Raw genomic sequence first — 17,444 nt, forward strand, 5'->3', positions numbered from 1 at the left:
AAAGTCGCATGCACGGTGTGAAGTGGGGGAAAATCCGGAGATAACATCAAAGGATTACCTATCACTATCCGGTGCTAAGAGCCAGGGTATTAAGCAGCTTATGGCTGGAGGAGGTATCGTTCTTATCGGACTTAAGCTCATTCCACTACTTGCCAATGTACTCAATTAAGAAGAAAAGGAGAGCTTAGATGTTTGGAATATTCGACAAGATAGAAGAATTCTTTAAGGAGCTTCTACTGGGCGGTATCCAAGCAAACTTAGAGTCCATGTTTCTTGATATCAACGACAAAGTTGGTGCGGTTGCAACAGATGTAGGCAAAACGCCTATGGGGTGGAACGGAGATGTATTTGCCTTTATCAAAAGCATTAACGATTCCGTCATTATTCCCATAGCAGGGCTAATCATCACAGCAGTCCTTTGTATTGAGCTTATCAACATGGTAATGCAAAAGAACAATATGCACGATGTTGTATTCTATAAGAGAAGTTATTCCAATATAGAATAACCTCAAATATAAAATACAAATTATCAAGCCTACTTACGATTATTAAAACTTAATGGATTAAAGAGTTTTTGCAAACTATTTTTTTCTTTTTCTAAAATTGACACCGGAGTTTTTAATGATAGGAGATTTTTTGAATAATTTTCTTAATAACTCCTTTTCATCTTCAGATAACCTTTTATATTTTAGCTGAAAGGAATTACAGAAAATCTCAATGAATTTGTCCATGTTATTTCCGGAAGAAATCATAATCTGACGAATTTTCTGTAATGATAAGGCAGTATCATCTTCAGGAATACTGTCAATATCCTGTTCATGATTTTTACGAATATCTTTTATAATACTATCCCATGTTTTATGGGTAATATGACAAAAGAAGTCCTCTTCACCTACTTGAGCAGCCGATAGAGTTCTTAAAGTATGGTCATTAGATACATTAGGATTTTGGTTTATGATTTCAGCCCTTACAGTTTCAAGAGAAGAATTTAAGTCATTAAATCGTTTAGTAGCAACACCGTCAACAAAAATCTCCGTATCAGCCATAAGCTCCTTAAACTTATCATGTGTAGCAATTTCACAAAGTAAACGGTTATTGATAGAACCACTTAGTAATAAATCAATCATATTATCACTCAAGTGTAGATTAGTTAAATCTGTATTTGAGTGATTTTTGTTTTCTGTAAGACAAAGCAAGTAATCAGTGGATACCTTATAAAATTGTGCAAGTGTAACTAAATTCCCATGATTTATTTCTTTATAATCATCATTTTCATAGTTACCTAAAGCAGATTTTGAAATGCCTGTTAGTTTAGCCAATTCCTCTAAATTTAGATTATGTGCAACTCTTAAATCTTTTAAGCGCTCCTGTAAGGTTATTTTACACTTCATAATAGATAACCTCCTTGATACAAAATATTCTTATAAATATTATACCATACCATTTCCACAATTATGGAAAAGTGGGAACAAAATGAAATATTCCAAGATTTAGGACATACGGGAAGAATAGCAAAAATACAATATCATACAGACATAAAGAAAATTGTTCTTTGACAATTGAATGAGCGGTCTGTAAGGATATGTATCTATGGGGAAGTAGGCGATGACTTTCTAAACTTTAGAAGAGAGCCTGCCAATTAGAAGAAAACGTCGCTATGAGATTCGGGGATAGGAACTATATCAGGTGTAACCGACAATTATTTAATGTTATACAAGTATTACTTGTATATTGTCAAACTATATGGTATAATTCAAACAAAAAAAGGGGTTTTAATTATAATGGCAAATAGAATTGCAGAATTAAGGATAGCTAAAGGTATAAGTCAAAAATGTTTGGCGGAGATGATTGGGGTATCTCAACAATTCATTAGTAGTGTAGAGAGAGGGGGAGCAACACCCTCCTTGAAGTTAGCGTGTAAAATAAAGAAACTTTTAGAAGTTAGTTTGGATGATCTTTTTATATGCGAATAACTTAAATGACTTCTGAATAGTTATTATTGCTTGCATTATTTATATAAGAGTTCCGGCACATTTGTTTTGCTAGTCGCCAACAGTGTTAAATTAAAATGTGCCGGATGTTATTTGTAAAATGAAATGAATCAAAAATCTATGAGAGGGGCGACTTGAAAATGAGTGAATATATATTACGTACTGAGGGATTATCAAAAGAATATGATGGGCATTTAGCCGTTAATGATTTAGATTTAAATTTATGTAAAGGAGATATTTATGGTCTAATAGGTAAAAATGGAGCGGGGAAAAGCACCTTGCTTAAAATGATTTCCGGGTTATCGAAACCAACTTGTGGGACGATTACTTTAAATGGCGATTTATTGCAGGGAAATAATATCAATGCTCGAATTGGAACTTTAATAGAAAGACCGGGTTTAATCTCTAATATGAGTGCCTATGACAATTTAAAAATGAAAAAAATTTTTGTAAATGAAAAAAATTTTAATGATATAAATGAATTACTTAAATTGGTTGGTTTATATAGTGAAAGAAATAAATTGGTAAAGTCTTTTTCAGTTGGAATGAAACAACGTTTAGGAATAGCAATGGCATTGGTTGGAAAGCCAAATTTAATGATATTAGATGAACCTATAAATGGGTTAGATCCTCAAGGAATTGTTGACATAAGAAATTTAATTATCAAACTCAATGTTGAAATGGGAATAAGTATGATTATTTCTAGTCATATGCTGAGTGAGTTATCAAAAGTGGCTACGAAATATGGAATAATAAACAGTGGAAAACTTATTAAAGAATTTACAAATGAAGAATTGCAAAATGAGTGTAAGAGATTAGATGTAGATATTGAGAGTTATTTTTTGAAGATTACAGGAGGACAGGATAATGTTTAATTTTATAAAAATGGATTTTTATAGAATGACTAAAAACCGTATGTTTTGGGTATGTCTTCTTGCGACTATAGTTATAATGTTCTCCTCTGTGTTATTAACTAAATCTGATATAAATTACTATGAACAGAATCCAAAATTATTAGAAGCTGTTGAGGAACAAATGTCAGGTACTGAGGATTGGGGTGTTTATATCGGTAGCACATTGCCAGAATGGTGTAAAGGGGAACGTGTTGCTACAGATATTTTAATAGTTAATAATATACAGAGCAAGTTGCTATTGATATTTTTGGTTGTTTTCTTGGTAGGTTATATAACTGCTGAGACTAAGTCGGGATTTTTGCAGCATATTGCAACAACGAAAGAAAATCGTAGAAAAATAATGCTTTCAAGTATGATTATGGCTTTGATTTTTACAGTTTTACAGTTTATATGTGCAGTAGCAAGTATAGTAATCACATCGAATTTTGCATTTGGATATTTAAATATTATTAATTTTGATAAGCTAATTGCATTTTTAGTCATGGAAATTTTATTGCAAGTTTCATTTGCAAGTTTTATCCTTATGTTGATAATTGTAACAAGAAATAGAATAGTCAGTGTTGTAATAGGGCTTTTATCTAGTGCAGGTTTGTTACAAGTTATAGACCCTCTTGTTCAGACTATTATAAGCAGAACAAGAGACTTCAGCATTATGCCATATTCAATTGTTGGCAATATAGGGACAGTTTCTATAAACAGCACAACGGAAGTTTTTATTAGGGCTATAGTTATTATGTTAATGTCATTATGCATCTATTTGTTGATTAGTGTCTATTGGTTTGAAAAGAAGGATATTGAAACGTAGAGGTGAAAAATTATAAATTTTAGTTAGCGATACTTATAATTTTCATCAGAATATTATATAAAAGAATAAGAGTGGTAAGAAAGTAACGGGGACGAAGGTTGTCTCCGTTTTTATATATTATATTTGAATGATGAAAGAAAGGAGAATTTAAAAGTGAAGAAATTAGAAAAAGTAATGGAACAAATAGAGAAAGAAGCAGATAGAATTGAAAAAGCACAAAACAGAAAGAAACTTCTTACTCAAAAGAAAAACCAATTAAAAAGAAAAGCTGAGACGCAAAGAAAAATTCAAAAGGGTGGAGTATTTGAAGTCTTTGAAAGAGAAATTACGGGTAGGCAAGAAAATACAAATAATGATTTAATCTATGCCTTTTTAGACTATGTTTTATCAGATAACAGAAACAGAGAAAAGTTAAAGGAACTTACGGAAATTCATCTTAAAGATAAAGAGATTGATGTAGAAGAAATTAATAATTCTGATGATAAAAATGACAGTGTAGATAATCTAAAAGAAGAAAACTTAAATGAAGATATGGAAGCTGATTTTTTAGAAAGTGAAGATTAAAAATAAGGATTAGACAGGCGGCTTTTATGAAAAGCAAATATGAGAATTGATGGTGCAAAGTGGAGAGAAATTTTAACACTTTGCATTTTTGTTGATTATCATAATCTACAAAAAACAAAGTCCACAGGGGTTTAAGGGGGAGTAGCCCCCTTGAATAACAAAAATGCTTTAGCGTTTTCGTTTCCTTAGCGGAGCGTATAGCTTTCTGCAAGAACGCAAAGCACCGAATGTAGTCGGTGTATCTTTGCGCCCTTTGAAAAAGGGAGCGAAGATACCTATCATCATAAAGATACTAAAATATGAAAATTAAATATTAAATAAAGAAAAGCAGATAGAAAAATTTTAAGAAAAATCTATCTGCTTTTCTTATGCCTAAAAATATAAAAATCATAAATGGAAAGGAGCGAAAAGAATGGAAATCAAAAGTTTACATACCCATGTAGATATAGTTTCAAGGTCAAAAGGGCATAGCGTAATTGCAAAGGCTGCATATAATGCAAGAGATAAATTAAGAGATGAATACTATGTAAAAGTCCATGATTACTCTAAAAAAGATGACCTTTTTTTTTCAAAAATATTCTTGCCGGAACATATCCCAAAAGAGTTTTCCAATAGAGAGTATCTATGGAATAGCGTGGAGAAAATAGAAAAAAGTAAAAACTCACAGCTTGCAAGAAACTTACTCTTTGCACTTCCAAGAGAATTAAACGAAGAAGATAGGATAAAACTCATCAGTGAGTTCATAGAAGAAAACTTTACCTCTAAAGGGATGATAGCAGATTGTAATATTCATAATCCTACAGCCAGTGATAATGAAGAACAGCCACACGCCCATATCCTACTTACCCTTAGAGAAATTGACGAACAAGGAAAATGGAAACCTAAAAGTAGAAAAGAATATATCCTTGATGAAAATGGAGAAAAGATAAAGCTAAAAAGTGGAAACTATAAATCAAGAAAAGTAAATCTAAATGATTGGAACGAACCTGACAAAGCAAAAGAATGGAGAGAGAATTTTTCAAAGAAAGCAAATGAGTATTTAGAAAAAAATAACATAGATAAAAGAATAGATCCACGCACCTTTGAAGAACAAGGAAGAGAAGAACTACCACAAATTCATTTAGGGACAAGTAGTTATCAGATGGAGAAAAAAGGTATACAGACAGAAAGAGGAAATCATAATAGAAAAATCATAGCCTTAAATAAAGAGTTCAAAAAATTAAAAGAAGAAATTGCAGAAATAGGCAGTTGGATTTTAAGTTTGGTAAATATGGTAAAGGGACTGTTGAAAGGATTTTCTAAAGAAAAACAGGAAGAATATAACCTAACTCCAGACCTTTTTAATGTCTATTCCTATCTTGAAACCTACTATAACATTCAAAAAGAACTATCTAAAAATTTAAGTTATGACAGTAGAATGAGAAAGGAACATTTTGACTCTAAAAAGTATGTCAAAGCTCTATCCTATATGAGCAGTAATAATCTAAAGACAAGCATAGATATACAGTGTAAAAAAGATGAAGTATTGACAAAGCTGAAAGAAAATAAGGAAAGCATAGCGGATTGTAACAAGCAAATTAAAAATATAGAAACTATAATCAAACAGGCTAAAATAATGAGAGAACATAAAACTGTCTATGATAGATACAAAGGAGCTGATAATTCTATCTTCAGTAAAATAGCAGGAGCAAGTAAAGAAGAATATTACAATTCCCATAAAGAAGAAATTGATAAATATATTAGAGCAAAATCTATTCTAAAAAAATTAAGTGGAAGTGAAAAGATAGAAACAAAAAAATGGGAGAAAGAAAAAAGAGAGTTACAGACTGATATAAATCATCTCACTTTCAACCAAAAATTTATAAAAGAGGAAATCTCTCAAATAAACCATATCAAATATGTAGTAGGTGAAGTAAATAAAGACTTTGGAATAGATATAAATATTGAGATAGAAATAGCCTATAAAAAAGCTATTGCAAGAGGAGAAAAACCAAGCGTAAAAATGGCACTTGAGGAATTTCAAAGACAGATTAAAAAAGAGGATAGGCAAAAAGCATGGGCTAAGGAGCATTATAAAAAGAAAGACCATATCCATAAGGAAACTGAGAGATAGAAAATAAGTGATATTTTTGGTATAATTATATCAATTAAACTAAATTTGTAATGATAAAATGGGTTTATAGGCTGTAAGCTGAAGATAATGATAAATACATGATCAACGGGCTGTTGACTTAAAAGAATATATTGGAGGTGCATTTTGTGGCAGAACAAAATAAAGAAATTGTAGTTATAGATGAAACTACAATTAAAAGTAAGATTTACTATATAAGAAATCAAAAGGTTATGCTCGATTTTGAACTTGCTGAAATTTATGGGTATACGACGACAAGATTTAACGAACAAGTAAAAAATAATTCGGAGAAATTTGATGATGATTTTATGTTTCAGTTGACGAAGTCAGAGTTTGAAAACTTGATATCGAAAAAATCGACATCAAGTTGGGGCGGGCGTAGAAAACTACCTTATGCTTTTACAGAACAGGGAATATATATGCTTATGACTGTATTAAGGGGAGAGCTTGCAGTTAAACAGAGCAAGGCTTTAATACGAATGTTTAAGCAGATGAAAGACTTTATTATTGAAAATCAGGATTTTATCGGTTCAAAGGAATTAGTACAAATTGCTATTCAAACCAACCAAAACACAAATGATATTGCAGAAATAAAATCTCAAATGGCTACCAAAGAAGATTTGAAAAAGGTAATGGATAATTTTATAGACCCGGAAACATATAAACATTTCCTTTTGATGAACGGAGATAAGATAGAAGCTGATGTTGCCCATACGAAAATATATAAATTAGCAAAGAAAAGTATTTATGTTATAGATAACTATATAGGGCTTAAAACACTTGAACTTTTAAGAGCTGCAAGAGATAAAACTCAAATTATAGTCTTTAGTGATAATGTTAAAAATAAGGATATGCTTACAAAAAATATTTTAGATGATTTTAGAAAAAATTATCCTAATATAGACCTGAAGCTAAAGATAGCCGGTAAAAAGTATCACGATAGATACATTGCCATAGACTATGGAACAGAAAATGAAGCCATTTATCTTTGCGGAGCTTCATCAAAGGATGCAGGAAATAAGGTATCAAGCATTACCAAGATAGAAGAATCTTCTAAAGATATGTACCATGATATGTTTAGCAAGATGTTGAATAATAAAGACTTAAAAATTTAATATATAATTATGAAAAAATCATAACAATATGCAAGGCGGTAGAAGTGAAAATCTATCGTCTTTTTTAATTGAAGAAAGGTAGGAATAAATGGCAGAAAACCGAAGATATTATTGGTTAAAATTGAAAGAAGATTTTTTTACAGATAAGAGGATAAAAAGATTAAGGAGAATATCCGGAGGAGATACTTATACAATTATCTATCTTAAATTATTGTTATTAAGCCTAAAAGATAGTGGAAAGCTATATTATGACGGAGTGGAAACAGACTTTATAAAGGAACTTGCCTTAACCATTGATGAAAAGGAAGATGATGTAATGGTTACAGTAAATTACCTTATAGCACAGAATTTAATGGAAATAATTGTAGAAAATGATGAATATTTTCTAACAGAAATTCCAAGTCTTATAGGTTCAGAAACAGCTTCTACAAGGCGTTCAAGAAAATCAAGGGAACAAAAAATGTTGCAATGCAACACTACTGCAACGCTTATGCAACAAAACTGCAACACAGAGATAGAGAAAGAGATAGATATAGAGTTAGAGAAAGAGGGAGAGAGGAAAAAGCGACCCCTACCCCATAGTTTTTATGGAGAATATAAAAATATCCGATTAACCGATGAAGAATATAAAAAGCTACAAGATAAGCTGCAAGCTAATACCGATATAATGATTGAAAAACTGTCAAGGTATATCAAGAGTAAAGGGACAGACTATAAAGACCATTATGTAACAATCCTTAATTGGTATGAACAGGACAAAGAAAAACTAACACAGAAAAATATTCAAAATAAAATTTCTAAAACCTATTCAACCAACTATGAGGATAGCGACAGCCTATAAATATCATATAACGAGGTGGAAAGGTGTTTTTAGAGCATTAAAGCTAAAAGAGGTATCAGAGTATACCCAATATAAAAAATAAGCCTTAAAACGCATTCCACCACTTAACAGGAAAAAGGAGAATGAAAGTTATGAATAACAGAGATAATCAAAATATGATAACTACAAAAATAGAGGGTATGGATTTTACCTACAACAAAGAAACTCACTATGAAAAAGACGGACATATCTATTGCAAGGCTTGTAATGAAAGAATAGATGGCAAGCCTATTCCGATGTTAGACAAGCTGATGATTATTAGAATATCTTGCAAATGTGATAGAGATAGACAGGAAAAAGAAAAATTAAGGGAAAAGCAGATTGAACAGGATAAACTTAGAAAAAACTGCTTTATATCCAAAAATCAAATAGCCTATACCTTTGAAAATGCTGATGAAGATACCGATAAAGAAATCATCAAAAAGGCTAAAAACTATGTAAAGCATTTTGAAGAAATGAGAAAGGACAATGTAGGCTTGCTTTTATATGGAAATGTAGGTAGTGGCAAGACCTATATAGCTTGCATGGTAGCAAATGCCATAATCACAGAGTATTCCTATACAGTTAAAATGAGAAATTTTGCACAGATACTAAACGACCTACAAAAAGGCGGCTTTAACCTTGATAGAAACGAATATATCGAGCAGATAACAAATCCTACCCTACTAATCCTTGATGATTTTGGAATAGAGAGAAATACAGAATATGCCTTAGAACAGATTTACAATGTGATAAATGCAAGGTATTTAAAGGCAAGACCAACCATTATAACCACAAACCTTAACTTTAAGGATATAGAAAAAGAACAGGAATATATAATGCTTGGCAGAATTTATTCAAGAATAATAGAAATGTGCTTACCTCTTAGGGTAACGGGACTTGATAGAAGAAAAATACAAAGCAAAGAAAAGTTGAAGAAAGCACAAAACTTAATAGATGAGTAAAGGCGATTGGAAAAGTAGAAATTCTAATCGCTTTTTTATTACAAGGAAAGGAGAATTTATGAATACTATACAAACAGAAAGCACAGATAATAAAAAGACTAAAGTAATTCAAAAAGAAATTGGAAATACAAAATACACCGTTAATATCTTCTGTAAGAAAAATGGAAAAGAGCTGAAAGATAAGATGAAATCAATCATTAAGCAGGAAGTTATAAAAAATAACGACAATTAACGGTGGAAAAAATTATGAAAAAGGAGTATAATACAAATATCGTAGGTAGGCTTGATAGACAGGAGGAAAAAATGTCTATTCAAGCTAACAGAAAAACAGCTCTTTATTGTCGTTTATCAAGAGATGATGAACTTCAAGGAGAAAGCAATTCCATTACAAACCAAAAGAAGATTTTAAGCCAGTTTGCCAAGCAGAATGGCTTTTTTCAGTGTGAATTTTTCATTGATGACGGTTATTCCGGAACGAATTTTGACAGACCTGAGTTTCAAAATATGATAACAAGGGTTGCAAACGGAGAAATAGGAACGGTAATTGTAAAAGACCTATCAAGATTTGGAAGAAATCATCTTCATGTAGGTATCTATACAACGGAGTTTTTTCCAAAGTATAATGTAAGGTTTATTGCCATAAATGATAATGTAGATACCTTTACTACCGATATGGAAACAGATATAAGTATTCCAATTAAAAATATTATCAATGAAATCTATGCAGTAGATACCAGTAGGAAGATTAAGGCGGTATATAGGGCAAAAGGACTTGAGGGAAAGCATACAGGAAGCCATGCCATTTACGGATATAAGAAAGACCCAGATAACAAAGATAAGTGGATTATTGATGAAGAAGCTGCAAAGGTTGTAAAGCGAATTTACTCTTTAGTAGTAAGCGGACTTGGACCCTATCAAATAGCAGATTTATTGTACAAAGAAAAGGTATATTCACCCTCTTATTATATGGCTATGAATGGTTATGGAAATCGTATCAATAAGGAATTTGACACTCCTTATCGTTGGTGGGGAACAAGTATTTCGTGTATTGTAAGGCGTGAAGAATATTTAGGTCATACTGTAAATTTTAAGACCATAAAACCAAGTTTTAAGGATAAGAGAAGATATACCAATAAAAAAGAAAATCGGGCTATTTTTGAAAATACTCATGAAGCCATTGTAGATAAAGAAACATGGGATATTGCCAATTCACTTCTAAATACGACAAGAAGGCAGTCAAGAGAAGGAACGGTAAATCCACTTACAGGTAAGCTGTTTTGTGGAGATTGTGGAGAAAAACTATATAATTCAAGAGGGATAAATTATAAGGATACAGGGCATTATAAAAAAGATGTCAGGTATGATAATTATATATGCTCAACCTATCAGAAACATAGAAATGAATGTTCCGCACATTATATCAGAACAGAAGTAGTCAGGGAGCTTATTTTAGAAGCCTTAAAAGATATTAGTAAATATATTGAGAATAATGAGGAAGAATTTAAAAATATCGTTATATCAGCAAGACTTGAAGAAAGGGAGAAAAGTCAAAAGGAAAATATAAAGAAATTAAAGGCGGATAAAAATAGGCTTGCTGTGATAGATAGGCTGTTTGTAAAACTGTATGAAGATAATGCAAGTGGCAGAATAAACGATGAAACCTTTAATAAGATAGCTGTTCAATATACAGAGGAGCAAAAGACACTAAATACTGAAATAGTTGAACTTGAGGAAGTAACGGAGAAGCTACAATCTGTTAGTGATAATACAGAACAGTTTATAAAGATCATAAAAAGTTTTACTGATTTTTCTATACTTACAACCTCAATGATAAATCAATTGATAGATAAAATAGTAATCTACCAAAAGCAAAAACTAAAAAGATATAAGTTTACCCAAAGAATAGATATTTACTTTAACTTTATCGGTAAGTTTGAGATAGGAAAAGATGATGAAATAAAGGAAGATACTTATATAGAAAAAACAGAGGATAAAAAGTATATTCATAAAGACAGCAGATTTTTACCAATAACAGAATATCTGAAAGGGCAAGATAGAGAAATAGAGCTTGATTTTTCAAAGGTGGAAGAACTTATAGGCAGAAAACTTTGTAAATCAGCAAGGAAATATCCAAGCTATTGGTATGCAAGTGAAGATAGACCTATGGGAAATTCTATTTATAATGCGGGATATGATATTGTAAAGGTAGATGTAAAAAAAGAAACAATAAGGCTGATAAACTATGATAAATAAAATATAGATGAGATTAGAGGTAACTACTACAAAATGGTGGTTATCTCTTTTTTTATTTGTAAATATTTGAAAAACTTTGTTGACAAATATCAACCGATACAGATACCTTTGAATTTTTCAAGTACATCATCAAGATGTGGATTGCTGTATGGTTAGTATCCCATGCCTTTGAGTTTTCAATGGCAGTTTTTGATGTGGCACAGCACATGGTAAATAAGGCGGCAGGGGTGATAAATACCTCTGCCACCGTTTCCGGAGATCAGATAGTGGCAATGATGGATACCCTAAAAGAAAAGGGACTTGGAGAACTTGTCATGATTCTCTTTGAAACCTCACTCATCAAGGTTGCTATACAGGTAATATCCGTTGTGATCATGCTTGTAGTTTACGGAAGAATGTTTGAGATTTATGTTTACTCATCGGTTTCAGCCATTCCATTTGCCACAATGGGAAACAAGGAGTGGGGACAGATTGGAACAAACTACATCAAAGGATTATTTGCACTTGGACTACAGGGACTCTTTTTAATGGTTTGTCTTGGAATATACGCAGTATTAGTTAAGACAATTAAGATAACAGATATACACACAAGTACCATGACGATACTTGGCTATGCGGTTTTGCTGGGGTTAATGATGCTAAAGAGCGGAACACTGGCCAAAAGCGTATTAAATGCACACTAAAAAAGAAAGGAAAGATAGTATGAATAAAAGAAAAACAGTATTTACAACAGTAGTAATTGGAGCAGGTATTATGGCGATAATTGATAGAATCAGACTTCATAACAAGGTAGAAGAATTGGAAGAAAGGACACAGGACATTGGTCGCTGCCATAATGATTTTTGCTTAATGCAGCAAAGATATAACAAGAATACAGATGAACAGCTTGCGACTATTCAGGAAGAAATCGGATCTGTATATGAACACTTTGAGGAGCTGTCAAAGGACAAAGAAGATGGGAGGTAAGTTATGGCGTATGTACCAATACCCAAGGACTTAAAGAAGGTAAAGACAAAGGTAGCCTTTAACCTTACAAAAAGGCAGCTCATAGGATTTACCATTGCAGGACTTGTTGGAATACCTGTCTATTTATTTATGAGAAAGGTAGTACCAAACGATATAGCCGTTATATTTCTCATTGTGTCCACACTTCCTATCTTTTTCATCACACTATTTGAAAAGGACGGACTGACCTTTGAGAAATATTTTAAGCACATCTACCTTCATAAGTTTTATCAGCCAAAAAAGAGAGTGAGAAAGGAGGTTTACCTTGAACAAGAAAAGAAAAATTCAGCAAATAAAACTCATGCAAAACGAAAAGGCATTGAGAAGTCAAAAGCGGGACTTAAAGAAAAGTAATTGCAAGTCAAAAAAAGATAAGGGAGGAATCCTTGACCTTATCTTTAAGAAAGAACCGAAAAGATATACGGTAGAAGATACCATTCCCTATCTAAGGCTTTTAAAAAGCGGAATATGCCAGCTTGATGAAAGGCACTTCAGTAAAAGTATAGCCTTTCAGGACATTAACTATCAGCTTGCCTTAGATGAGGATAGAGACCTTATTTTCAATCAGTTTGCAAACTTTCTAAATTCCTTTGATCCGAGCATAGCGATTCAGTTTTCCTACATCAATCAACTTGGACGAAACGAGGAAATGAAATCGGCAATTCAAATACCGGATAAAAAAGACGGTTTTGACGATATACGCCTTGAGTTTCGAGAAATGCTTAAAAGCCAGATTGTAAAGGGAAATAACGGACTTAAAAAATCAAAGTATGTAACCTTTACAGTGGAAGCGGATAATTTAGAACAGGCAACATCAAAACTTGAAAGACTGGAGATAGATATATTATCTAATCTAAAGAGCATGGGTGTGAGAGCAGAAAGCCTAAACGGAGAAGAAAGGCTAAAGATACTTCATGATGTTTTAAATCCGAATAAGACCTTTGAATTTTCCTACAAAGACCTAAAGAAAAGAGAAAGCACAAAGACATATATTGTGCCTGATGAGTTTAACTTTACACCGAGTAGATACTTTAAGTTTGGCAAATTCATTGGAGCAACAAGTCATTTTCAAATCCTTGCCAGTGAGCTTTCAGATAGGATGTTATCCGAGTTTTTGGATATTGACGATAACATCAATATTTCATTTCATATTAGGGCAATCGACCAATCGGAAGCCATTAAGATGGTAAAACGAAAAAACACTGATATTGATAAGATGAAGATTGAGGAAAATAAGAAGGCGGTAAGAAGCGGTTATGATATGGACATTCTTCCATCGGACTTAATTACCTATGGTGAGGATGTAAAGAGCCTCTTAAAAGACTTGCAGACAAGAGATGAGCGAATGTTTGTAGTAAGTATCGTCTTTATGAATTTTGCAAGGACAGTGCAAAAGCTTGATAACACGATTGCTCAAATAAGCTCTATTGCAAATAAGCATAACTGTAAGCTGAAAAGACTTGACCATACGCAGGAACAAGGTTTAGTGAGCGTGCTGCCTCTTGGTGTAAATAAGATTGAGATAGATAGAGGACTAACAAGTTCCTCAACAGCAGTATTTATGCCATTTACCACAGAGGAGCTTTTTATCAATTCAAGTAATAGTCTTTACTACGGACTAAATGCCCTAAGCCATAACCTGATTATGGCAGATAGAAAGAAATTAAAGAACCCAAACGGTCTAATCCTCGGAACTCCGGGCAGCGGTAAATCCTTTAGTGCCAAAAGAGAAATGGCAAATGCGATTTTAGTAACAGATGATGATGTGATTATCTGCGATCCGGAGGGCGAGTATGGAAACCTCGTAAGGCAGTTTAAGGGAGAAGTCATTAAGGTCAGCAGTAAGTCAAAGGATTACCTGAATCCCCTTGATATAAACATGAACTACGGTGATGGGGATGCACCGCTGAAAGACAAGGCAAACTTTATCATGAGTATGCTTGAGCTTGTAGTAGGCGGTAGTGGTCTTACAGCAGAAGAAAAGTCCGTTATAGATAGATGCCTGCCAAAGATTTATGAAAAGTATTTTGAAAATCCGACTCCTGATAATATGCCAATACTCCAAGATCTATACGATATGTTAAAAGGGCAGGAAGAAAAGGTCGGTAAGAAGCTGGCAACAGAGATGGAAATCTATGTATCAGGTTCTCTTAATGTCTTTAATCACAGGTCAAATGTGGATTTAAATAAGAAGCTGCTTTGTTTTGATATTAAAGAACTTGGAAGTCAATTAAAGAAAATAGGAATGCTTGTCATTCAGGATCAGGTGTGGAACAAGGTATCCCAAAACAGAGGAAACAAAGCGACAAGATACTATATCGACGAGTTTCATTTACTTTTAAAAGATGAGCAGACAGCATCGTATTCGGTTGAGATTTGGAAGCGCTTTAGAAAATGGGGAGGTATCCCGACAGGTATCACGCAAAATGTCAAAGACCTACTTATGAGTAAGGAGATAGAAAATATCTTTGATAATACGGACTTTGTCTTAATGCTAAATCAGGCTTCGGGAGATAGAGAAATCTTAGCAAGGAAACTTAAAATCTCACTTCCACAGCTCAGATATGTTACTAATTCAAATGAAGGTGAGGGACTACTTTTCTTTGGAAATACCATTGTGCCTTTCATTGATAAGTTTCCGAAAGATACAATTCTTTATCAGAAGATGACTACCAAGCCTGAAGAAGTGAGGTAGCTTATGGATAGGAAGCTGAAAAAGGATTTTAGGGAAAGGCATAAGGCAAGTCTTGAAAGAGAGATGCTTCATAGTAAAACAGATACGATACCTGAAGAAAGTAAACTAAAGCATAACGATGATTACAGAGAAAAAATCATCCATGACAAAGACAGATTTCAGGACAAGGTTCATGAGAAGATAAGCAAGGTAAGATCTGAAAATGAGCAGATAGAGGGGGCTTCTAAAAGAAATGCAAAGTATAGGGTTTCCGATAAAGTCAGCGTAAATTCTTTAAATGAAACAGGGAAAACCGATTATGATACTGAGGTAAAGAACGGGAAAATCTATGATCCTTTGGGGCAAGACCTTGATAATGATGGAATCATAGACAGGTACGATAATGACTTTAGGGACAGCGACGACTTTGAATCGACCTATGATGTAGATGACAATCTCCATAAAAAAGATGAGTTTATTGGAAGTTCCTCTAAAAATCATAAGGCTCAAAAGAGCAGGTATAAGAGGAAAAACTACACCGATAGCCTTTATACAAGAAAAAAAGAAGATGTGCCAAAGGAAAATAAATCTGAAGGTAAAAAGACAGGGAAAGATACTATAAGCGAAAAAGAACATAGCAGTCTTTCAAAAGACCAAAAGAAAAAGGTCAAAAAGGATATGGTAAAGGTATCTGCCCTGTCAGGACTTGCCAAAGGAAGTGAAACCGTAAGAGATTACCTTTCTCATGGAAGTGATGAAAATAAAGGGGTAGAAGCAGGAGAAAAGACGGCGGATGCAAGCTCGAAACTCATTCATGGCATAAAGAAATATTCTGATAAGAAAAGAGCTAAAAGAGGCTATGACCTTACAAATAAGAACTATAAAATCAGAAAGCGTAAGTCAAAGTTGGAATTTCGTGATGCTAAAAAGGAACTGAAAAAGACGGATGAGTATAAAAGAGCAAGTGCATATAAAAGATTTCAAAAGAAAAATCAGGTAAAGGCAGCAATTTCTCGTGAGAATAAGTCAAGGCTTAGAGATCGAATTAAAGAGGGACTTATCGGAACACTGAAAAGTTCAAAGGATATGATTATCCGAAAAGCAAAAGGACTAATGCTTATTTTCATAGGTATCATTATCTTAGGGACTTTTGTGATTAACTTTGCAGGAACGGGAATGACAGGCTTTATGAATTCTACAAGCTCTGTGCTTACAACAAGCTATTTATCAAAGCCAAATGTCCTAAGTGAAATCAATCAGAAATTTTCAGATATGGAGGGTGAGCTTCAAAGTGAAGTTGACCATGTGAAAGAAAATTATCCCGGATATGATGAATATATCTTAAATAATACAGAATACATCGGTCATAATGTCCATGAGCTTTTATCCTACATTACATCAAGGTGTGGAGAGGTAAAGAGTGTATCGGAAGTAGAATCCATATTAAAAGAATTATTTGAGTCCATGTATGACCTTGAGTATAGGGAAGAAATTGAAATCAGATACAGGACGGTTACAAAAACCTATACCGATGAAGATGGCAATGAATATACCGAAAGCCACGAAGAACCTTATGAGTATAAAAAACTCATCGTAACGCTTAATAAAAAAGAGATGGACAGTATTATCCGAAAGGTCTTTGCAAACTATCCCGATAATCTAAAGCACTATGAAGCCTTGTTCCTTGCACAAGGCAATATGGGAGAAGCCTTTGGTAATTCTGACCTTATCAGTGCAAATGGAGGTATCGGCGGTGGAAAAGAGTATGAGGCATCTACGGAAGTACAAAAGAAGATTGTTAATGCTGCATACATTACGCCATCTCCGGGTGCAGGCTGGTGTGCCATGTGGGTATCACAGGTCTATCAAAATGCAGGACTTGGATATATAGGCGGGAATGCCTGTGATATGTACCGAAACTATACCTTTACATCAGACAGGTCAAAGCTCAAGGTCGGAATGCTTGTGGCAGTTGAAAGCAGCAGTAGCGGAAGCAGTGCAGGGCTTACCTATGGTCATGTAGGTATTTACATTGGAGATGGAAAAGTGATTGATAACATCGGTCGAATAAGAGTAACTACCTTAGATGATTGGATAGCAACATTTTGTAAGCACCATCCCGTAGGATTCGGTTTTCCGCCAAATGTAAAGAAATAGGAGGTAACAAT

15 protein-coding genes and 3 pseudogenes are annotated in these 17,444 nt (G+C 33.3%); 17 read left to right on the plus strand and 1 reads right to left on the minus strand.

The features are described from left to right. Window positions 1-70 precede the first annotated feature (70 nt). Both HMPREF0581_RS08490 and HMPREF0581_RS02590 read left to right on the plus strand, forming a co-directional pair. Window positions 71-169, plus strand: a pseudogene (locus HMPREF0581_RS08490) (Maff2 family mobile element protein); the annotation flags it as partial. A gap of 19 nt (window positions 170-188) precedes the next feature. Further along, window positions 189-467 (plus strand): annotated as a pseudogene (locus HMPREF0581_RS02590) (VirB6/TrbL-like conjugal transfer protein, CD1112 family); the annotation flags it as partial. A gap of 114 nt (window positions 468-581) precedes the next feature. Here HMPREF0581_RS02590 and HMPREF0581_RS02595 read toward each other — a convergent pair. Next, on the minus strand, window positions 582-1,391 hold the full coding sequence (locus HMPREF0581_RS02595; RefSeq protein WP_036380123.1) for a helix-turn-helix domain-containing protein: 810 nt from the start codon (window positions 1,389-1,391) through the stop codon (window positions 582-584). A gap of 390 nt (window positions 1,392-1,781) precedes the next feature. Between HMPREF0581_RS02595 and HMPREF0581_RS02600 the strand changes: the two genes are divergently transcribed. The 15 genes and pseudogenes from HMPREF0581_RS02600 (at window position 1,782) to HMPREF0581_RS02665 (ending at window position 17,433) form a co-directional block, all read left to right on the plus strand. Next, complete coding sequence (locus tag HMPREF0581_RS02600; RefSeq protein WP_036380210.1) at window positions 1,782-1,973, plus strand: helix-turn-helix transcriptional regulator; 192 nt, start codon at window positions 1,782-1,784, stop codon at window positions 1,971-1,973. 158 nt (window positions 1,974-2,131) lie between these two features. Then, window positions 2,132-2,866: an ABC transporter ATP-binding protein gene (locus HMPREF0581_RS02605; RefSeq protein ID WP_051426903.1), complete on the plus strand. Its 735-nt coding sequence runs from the start codon at window positions 2,132-2,134 to the stop codon at window positions 2,864-2,866. Beyond that, on the plus strand, window positions 2,859-3,710 hold the full coding sequence (locus tag HMPREF0581_RS02610) for a hypothetical protein (protein ID WP_036380126.1): 852 nt from the start codon (window positions 2,859-2,861) through the stop codon (window positions 3,708-3,710). Before HMPREF0581_RS02605 ends, HMPREF0581_RS02610 begins: the two co-directional genes overlap by 8 nt. A 153-nt stretch (window positions 3,711-3,863) precedes the next feature. Further along, window positions 3,864-4,274 (plus strand): hypothetical protein, encoded by a 411-nt coding sequence (locus HMPREF0581_RS02615; RefSeq protein WP_036380129.1) that lies wholly within the window; start codon window positions 3,864-3,866, stop codon window positions 4,272-4,274. A 412-nt stretch (window positions 4,275-4,686) separates the two neighbouring features. Next, entirely contained in the window at window positions 4,687-6,387 is a 1,701-nt protein-coding gene (gene mobQ, locus HMPREF0581_RS02620) for a MobQ family relaxase (RefSeq protein ID WP_036380132.1), read from the plus strand. Window positions 6,388-6,533: 146 nt separating this feature from the next. Further along, window positions 6,534-7,520, plus strand: a complete 987-nt coding sequence (locus HMPREF0581_RS02625; RefSeq protein WP_036380134.1) for an ORF6N domain-containing protein — start codon at window positions 6,534-6,536, stop codon at window positions 7,518-7,520. An 88-nt stretch (window positions 7,521-7,608) separates the two neighbouring features. Continuing rightward, a complete protein-coding gene (locus tag HMPREF0581_RS02630) occupies window positions 7,609-8,361 on the plus strand; it encodes a phage replisome organizer N-terminal domain-containing protein (protein ID WP_036380136.1) in 753 nt (250 codons plus the stop codon). A 131-nt stretch (window positions 8,362-8,492) separates the two neighbouring features. Beyond that, window positions 8,493-9,344 (plus strand): ATP-binding protein, encoded by an 852-nt coding sequence (locus HMPREF0581_RS02635; protein ID WP_156918800.1) that lies wholly within the window; start codon window positions 8,493-8,495, stop codon window positions 9,342-9,344. Window positions 9,345-9,402: 58 nt separating this feature from the next. Further along, window positions 9,403-9,576 carry a hypothetical protein gene (locus HMPREF0581_RS08710; RefSeq protein ID WP_153297310.1) on the plus strand — a complete coding sequence of 58 codons (174 nt, stop codon included), beginning with the start codon at window positions 9,403-9,405 and terminating at the stop codon, window positions 9,574-9,576. Window positions 9,577-9,590: 14 nt separating this feature from the next. Next, window positions 9,591-11,597: a recombinase family protein gene (locus tag HMPREF0581_RS02640; RefSeq protein ID WP_084645319.1), complete on the plus strand. Its 2,007-nt coding sequence runs from the start codon at window positions 9,591-9,593 to the stop codon at window positions 11,595-11,597. 95 nt (window positions 11,598-11,692) lie between these two features. Continuing rightward, a pseudogene (locus HMPREF0581_RS02645) lies at window positions 11,693-12,280 on the plus strand (VirB6/TrbL-like conjugal transfer protein, CD1112 family); the annotation flags it as partial. A 19-nt stretch (window positions 12,281-12,299) separates the two neighbouring features. Then, complete coding sequence (locus tag HMPREF0581_RS02650; protein WP_036380138.1) at window positions 12,300-12,563, plus strand: hypothetical protein; 264 nt, start codon at window positions 12,300-12,302, stop codon at window positions 12,561-12,563. A 3-nt stretch (window positions 12,564-12,566) separates the two neighbouring features. Beyond that, a complete protein-coding gene (locus HMPREF0581_RS02655) occupies window positions 12,567-12,956 on the plus strand; it encodes a PrgI family protein (RefSeq protein WP_036380141.1) in 390 nt (129 codons plus the stop codon). Continuing rightward, window positions 12,868-15,297 carry a VirB4-like conjugal transfer ATPase, CD1110 family gene (locus HMPREF0581_RS02660; RefSeq protein ID WP_036380143.1) on the plus strand — a complete coding sequence of 810 codons (2,430 nt, stop codon included), beginning with the start codon at window positions 12,868-12,870 and terminating at the stop codon, window positions 15,295-15,297. Before HMPREF0581_RS02655 ends, HMPREF0581_RS02660 begins: the two co-directional genes overlap by 89 nt. A 3-nt stretch (window positions 15,298-15,300) precedes the next feature. Continuing rightward, window positions 15,301-17,433, plus strand: coding sequence for a CHAP domain-containing protein (locus HMPREF0581_RS02665; RefSeq protein WP_036380145.1), 2,133 nt, complete (start codon window positions 15,301-15,303; stop codon window positions 17,431-17,433). Window positions 17,434-17,444 lie beyond the last annotated feature (11 nt).

The sequence above is a fragment of the Mogibacterium timidum ATCC 33093 genome, from assembly GCF_000525775.1.
Taxonomy (GTDB): Bacteria; Bacillota; Clostridia; order Peptostreptococcales; family Anaerovoracaceae; genus Mogibacterium; species Mogibacterium timidum.

Coding starts and splice junctions, on each gene's coding strand:
- HMPREF0581_RS02655 (WP_036380141.1), top strand. CDS start 12,567: ATGGCGTATGTACCAATACCCAAGGACTTAAAGAAGGTAAAGACAAAG.
- HMPREF0581_RS02650 (WP_036380138.1), top strand. CDS start 12,300: ATGAATAAAAGAAAAACAGTATTTACAACAGTAGTAATTGGAGCAGGT.
- HMPREF0581_RS02600 (WP_036380210.1), top strand. CDS start 1,782: ATGGCAAATAGAATTGCAGAATTAAGGATAGCTAAAGGTATAAGTCAA.
- HMPREF0581_RS02635 (WP_156918800.1), top strand. CDS start 8,493: ATGAATAACAGAGATAATCAAAATATGATAACTACAAAAATAGAGGGT.
- HMPREF0581_RS08710 (WP_153297310.1), top strand. CDS start 9,403: ATGAATACTATACAAACAGAAAGCACAGATAATAAAAAGACTAAAGTA.
- HMPREF0581_RS02610 (WP_036380126.1), top strand. CDS start 2,859: ATGTTTAATTTTATAAAAATGGATTTTTATAGAATGACTAAAAACCGT.
- HMPREF0581_RS02595 (WP_036380123.1), bottom strand. CDS start 1,391: ATGAAGTGTAAAATAACCTTACAGGAGCGCTTAAAAGATTTAAGAGTT.
- mobQ (WP_036380132.1), top strand. CDS start 4,687: ATGGAAATCAAAAGTTTACATACCCATGTAGATATAGTTTCAAGGTCA.
- HMPREF0581_RS02640 (WP_084645319.1), top strand. CDS start 9,591: ATGAAAAAGGAGTATAATACAAATATCGTAGGTAGGCTTGATAGACAG.
- HMPREF0581_RS02605 (WP_051426903.1), top strand. CDS start 2,132: ATGAGTGAATATATATTACGTACTGAGGGATTATCAAAAGAATATGAT.
- HMPREF0581_RS02630 (WP_036380136.1), top strand. CDS start 7,609: ATGGCAGAAAACCGAAGATATTATTGGTTAAAATTGAAAGAAGATTTT.
- HMPREF0581_RS02665 (WP_036380145.1), top strand. CDS start 15,301: ATGGATAGGAAGCTGAAAAAGGATTTTAGGGAAAGGCATAAGGCAAGT.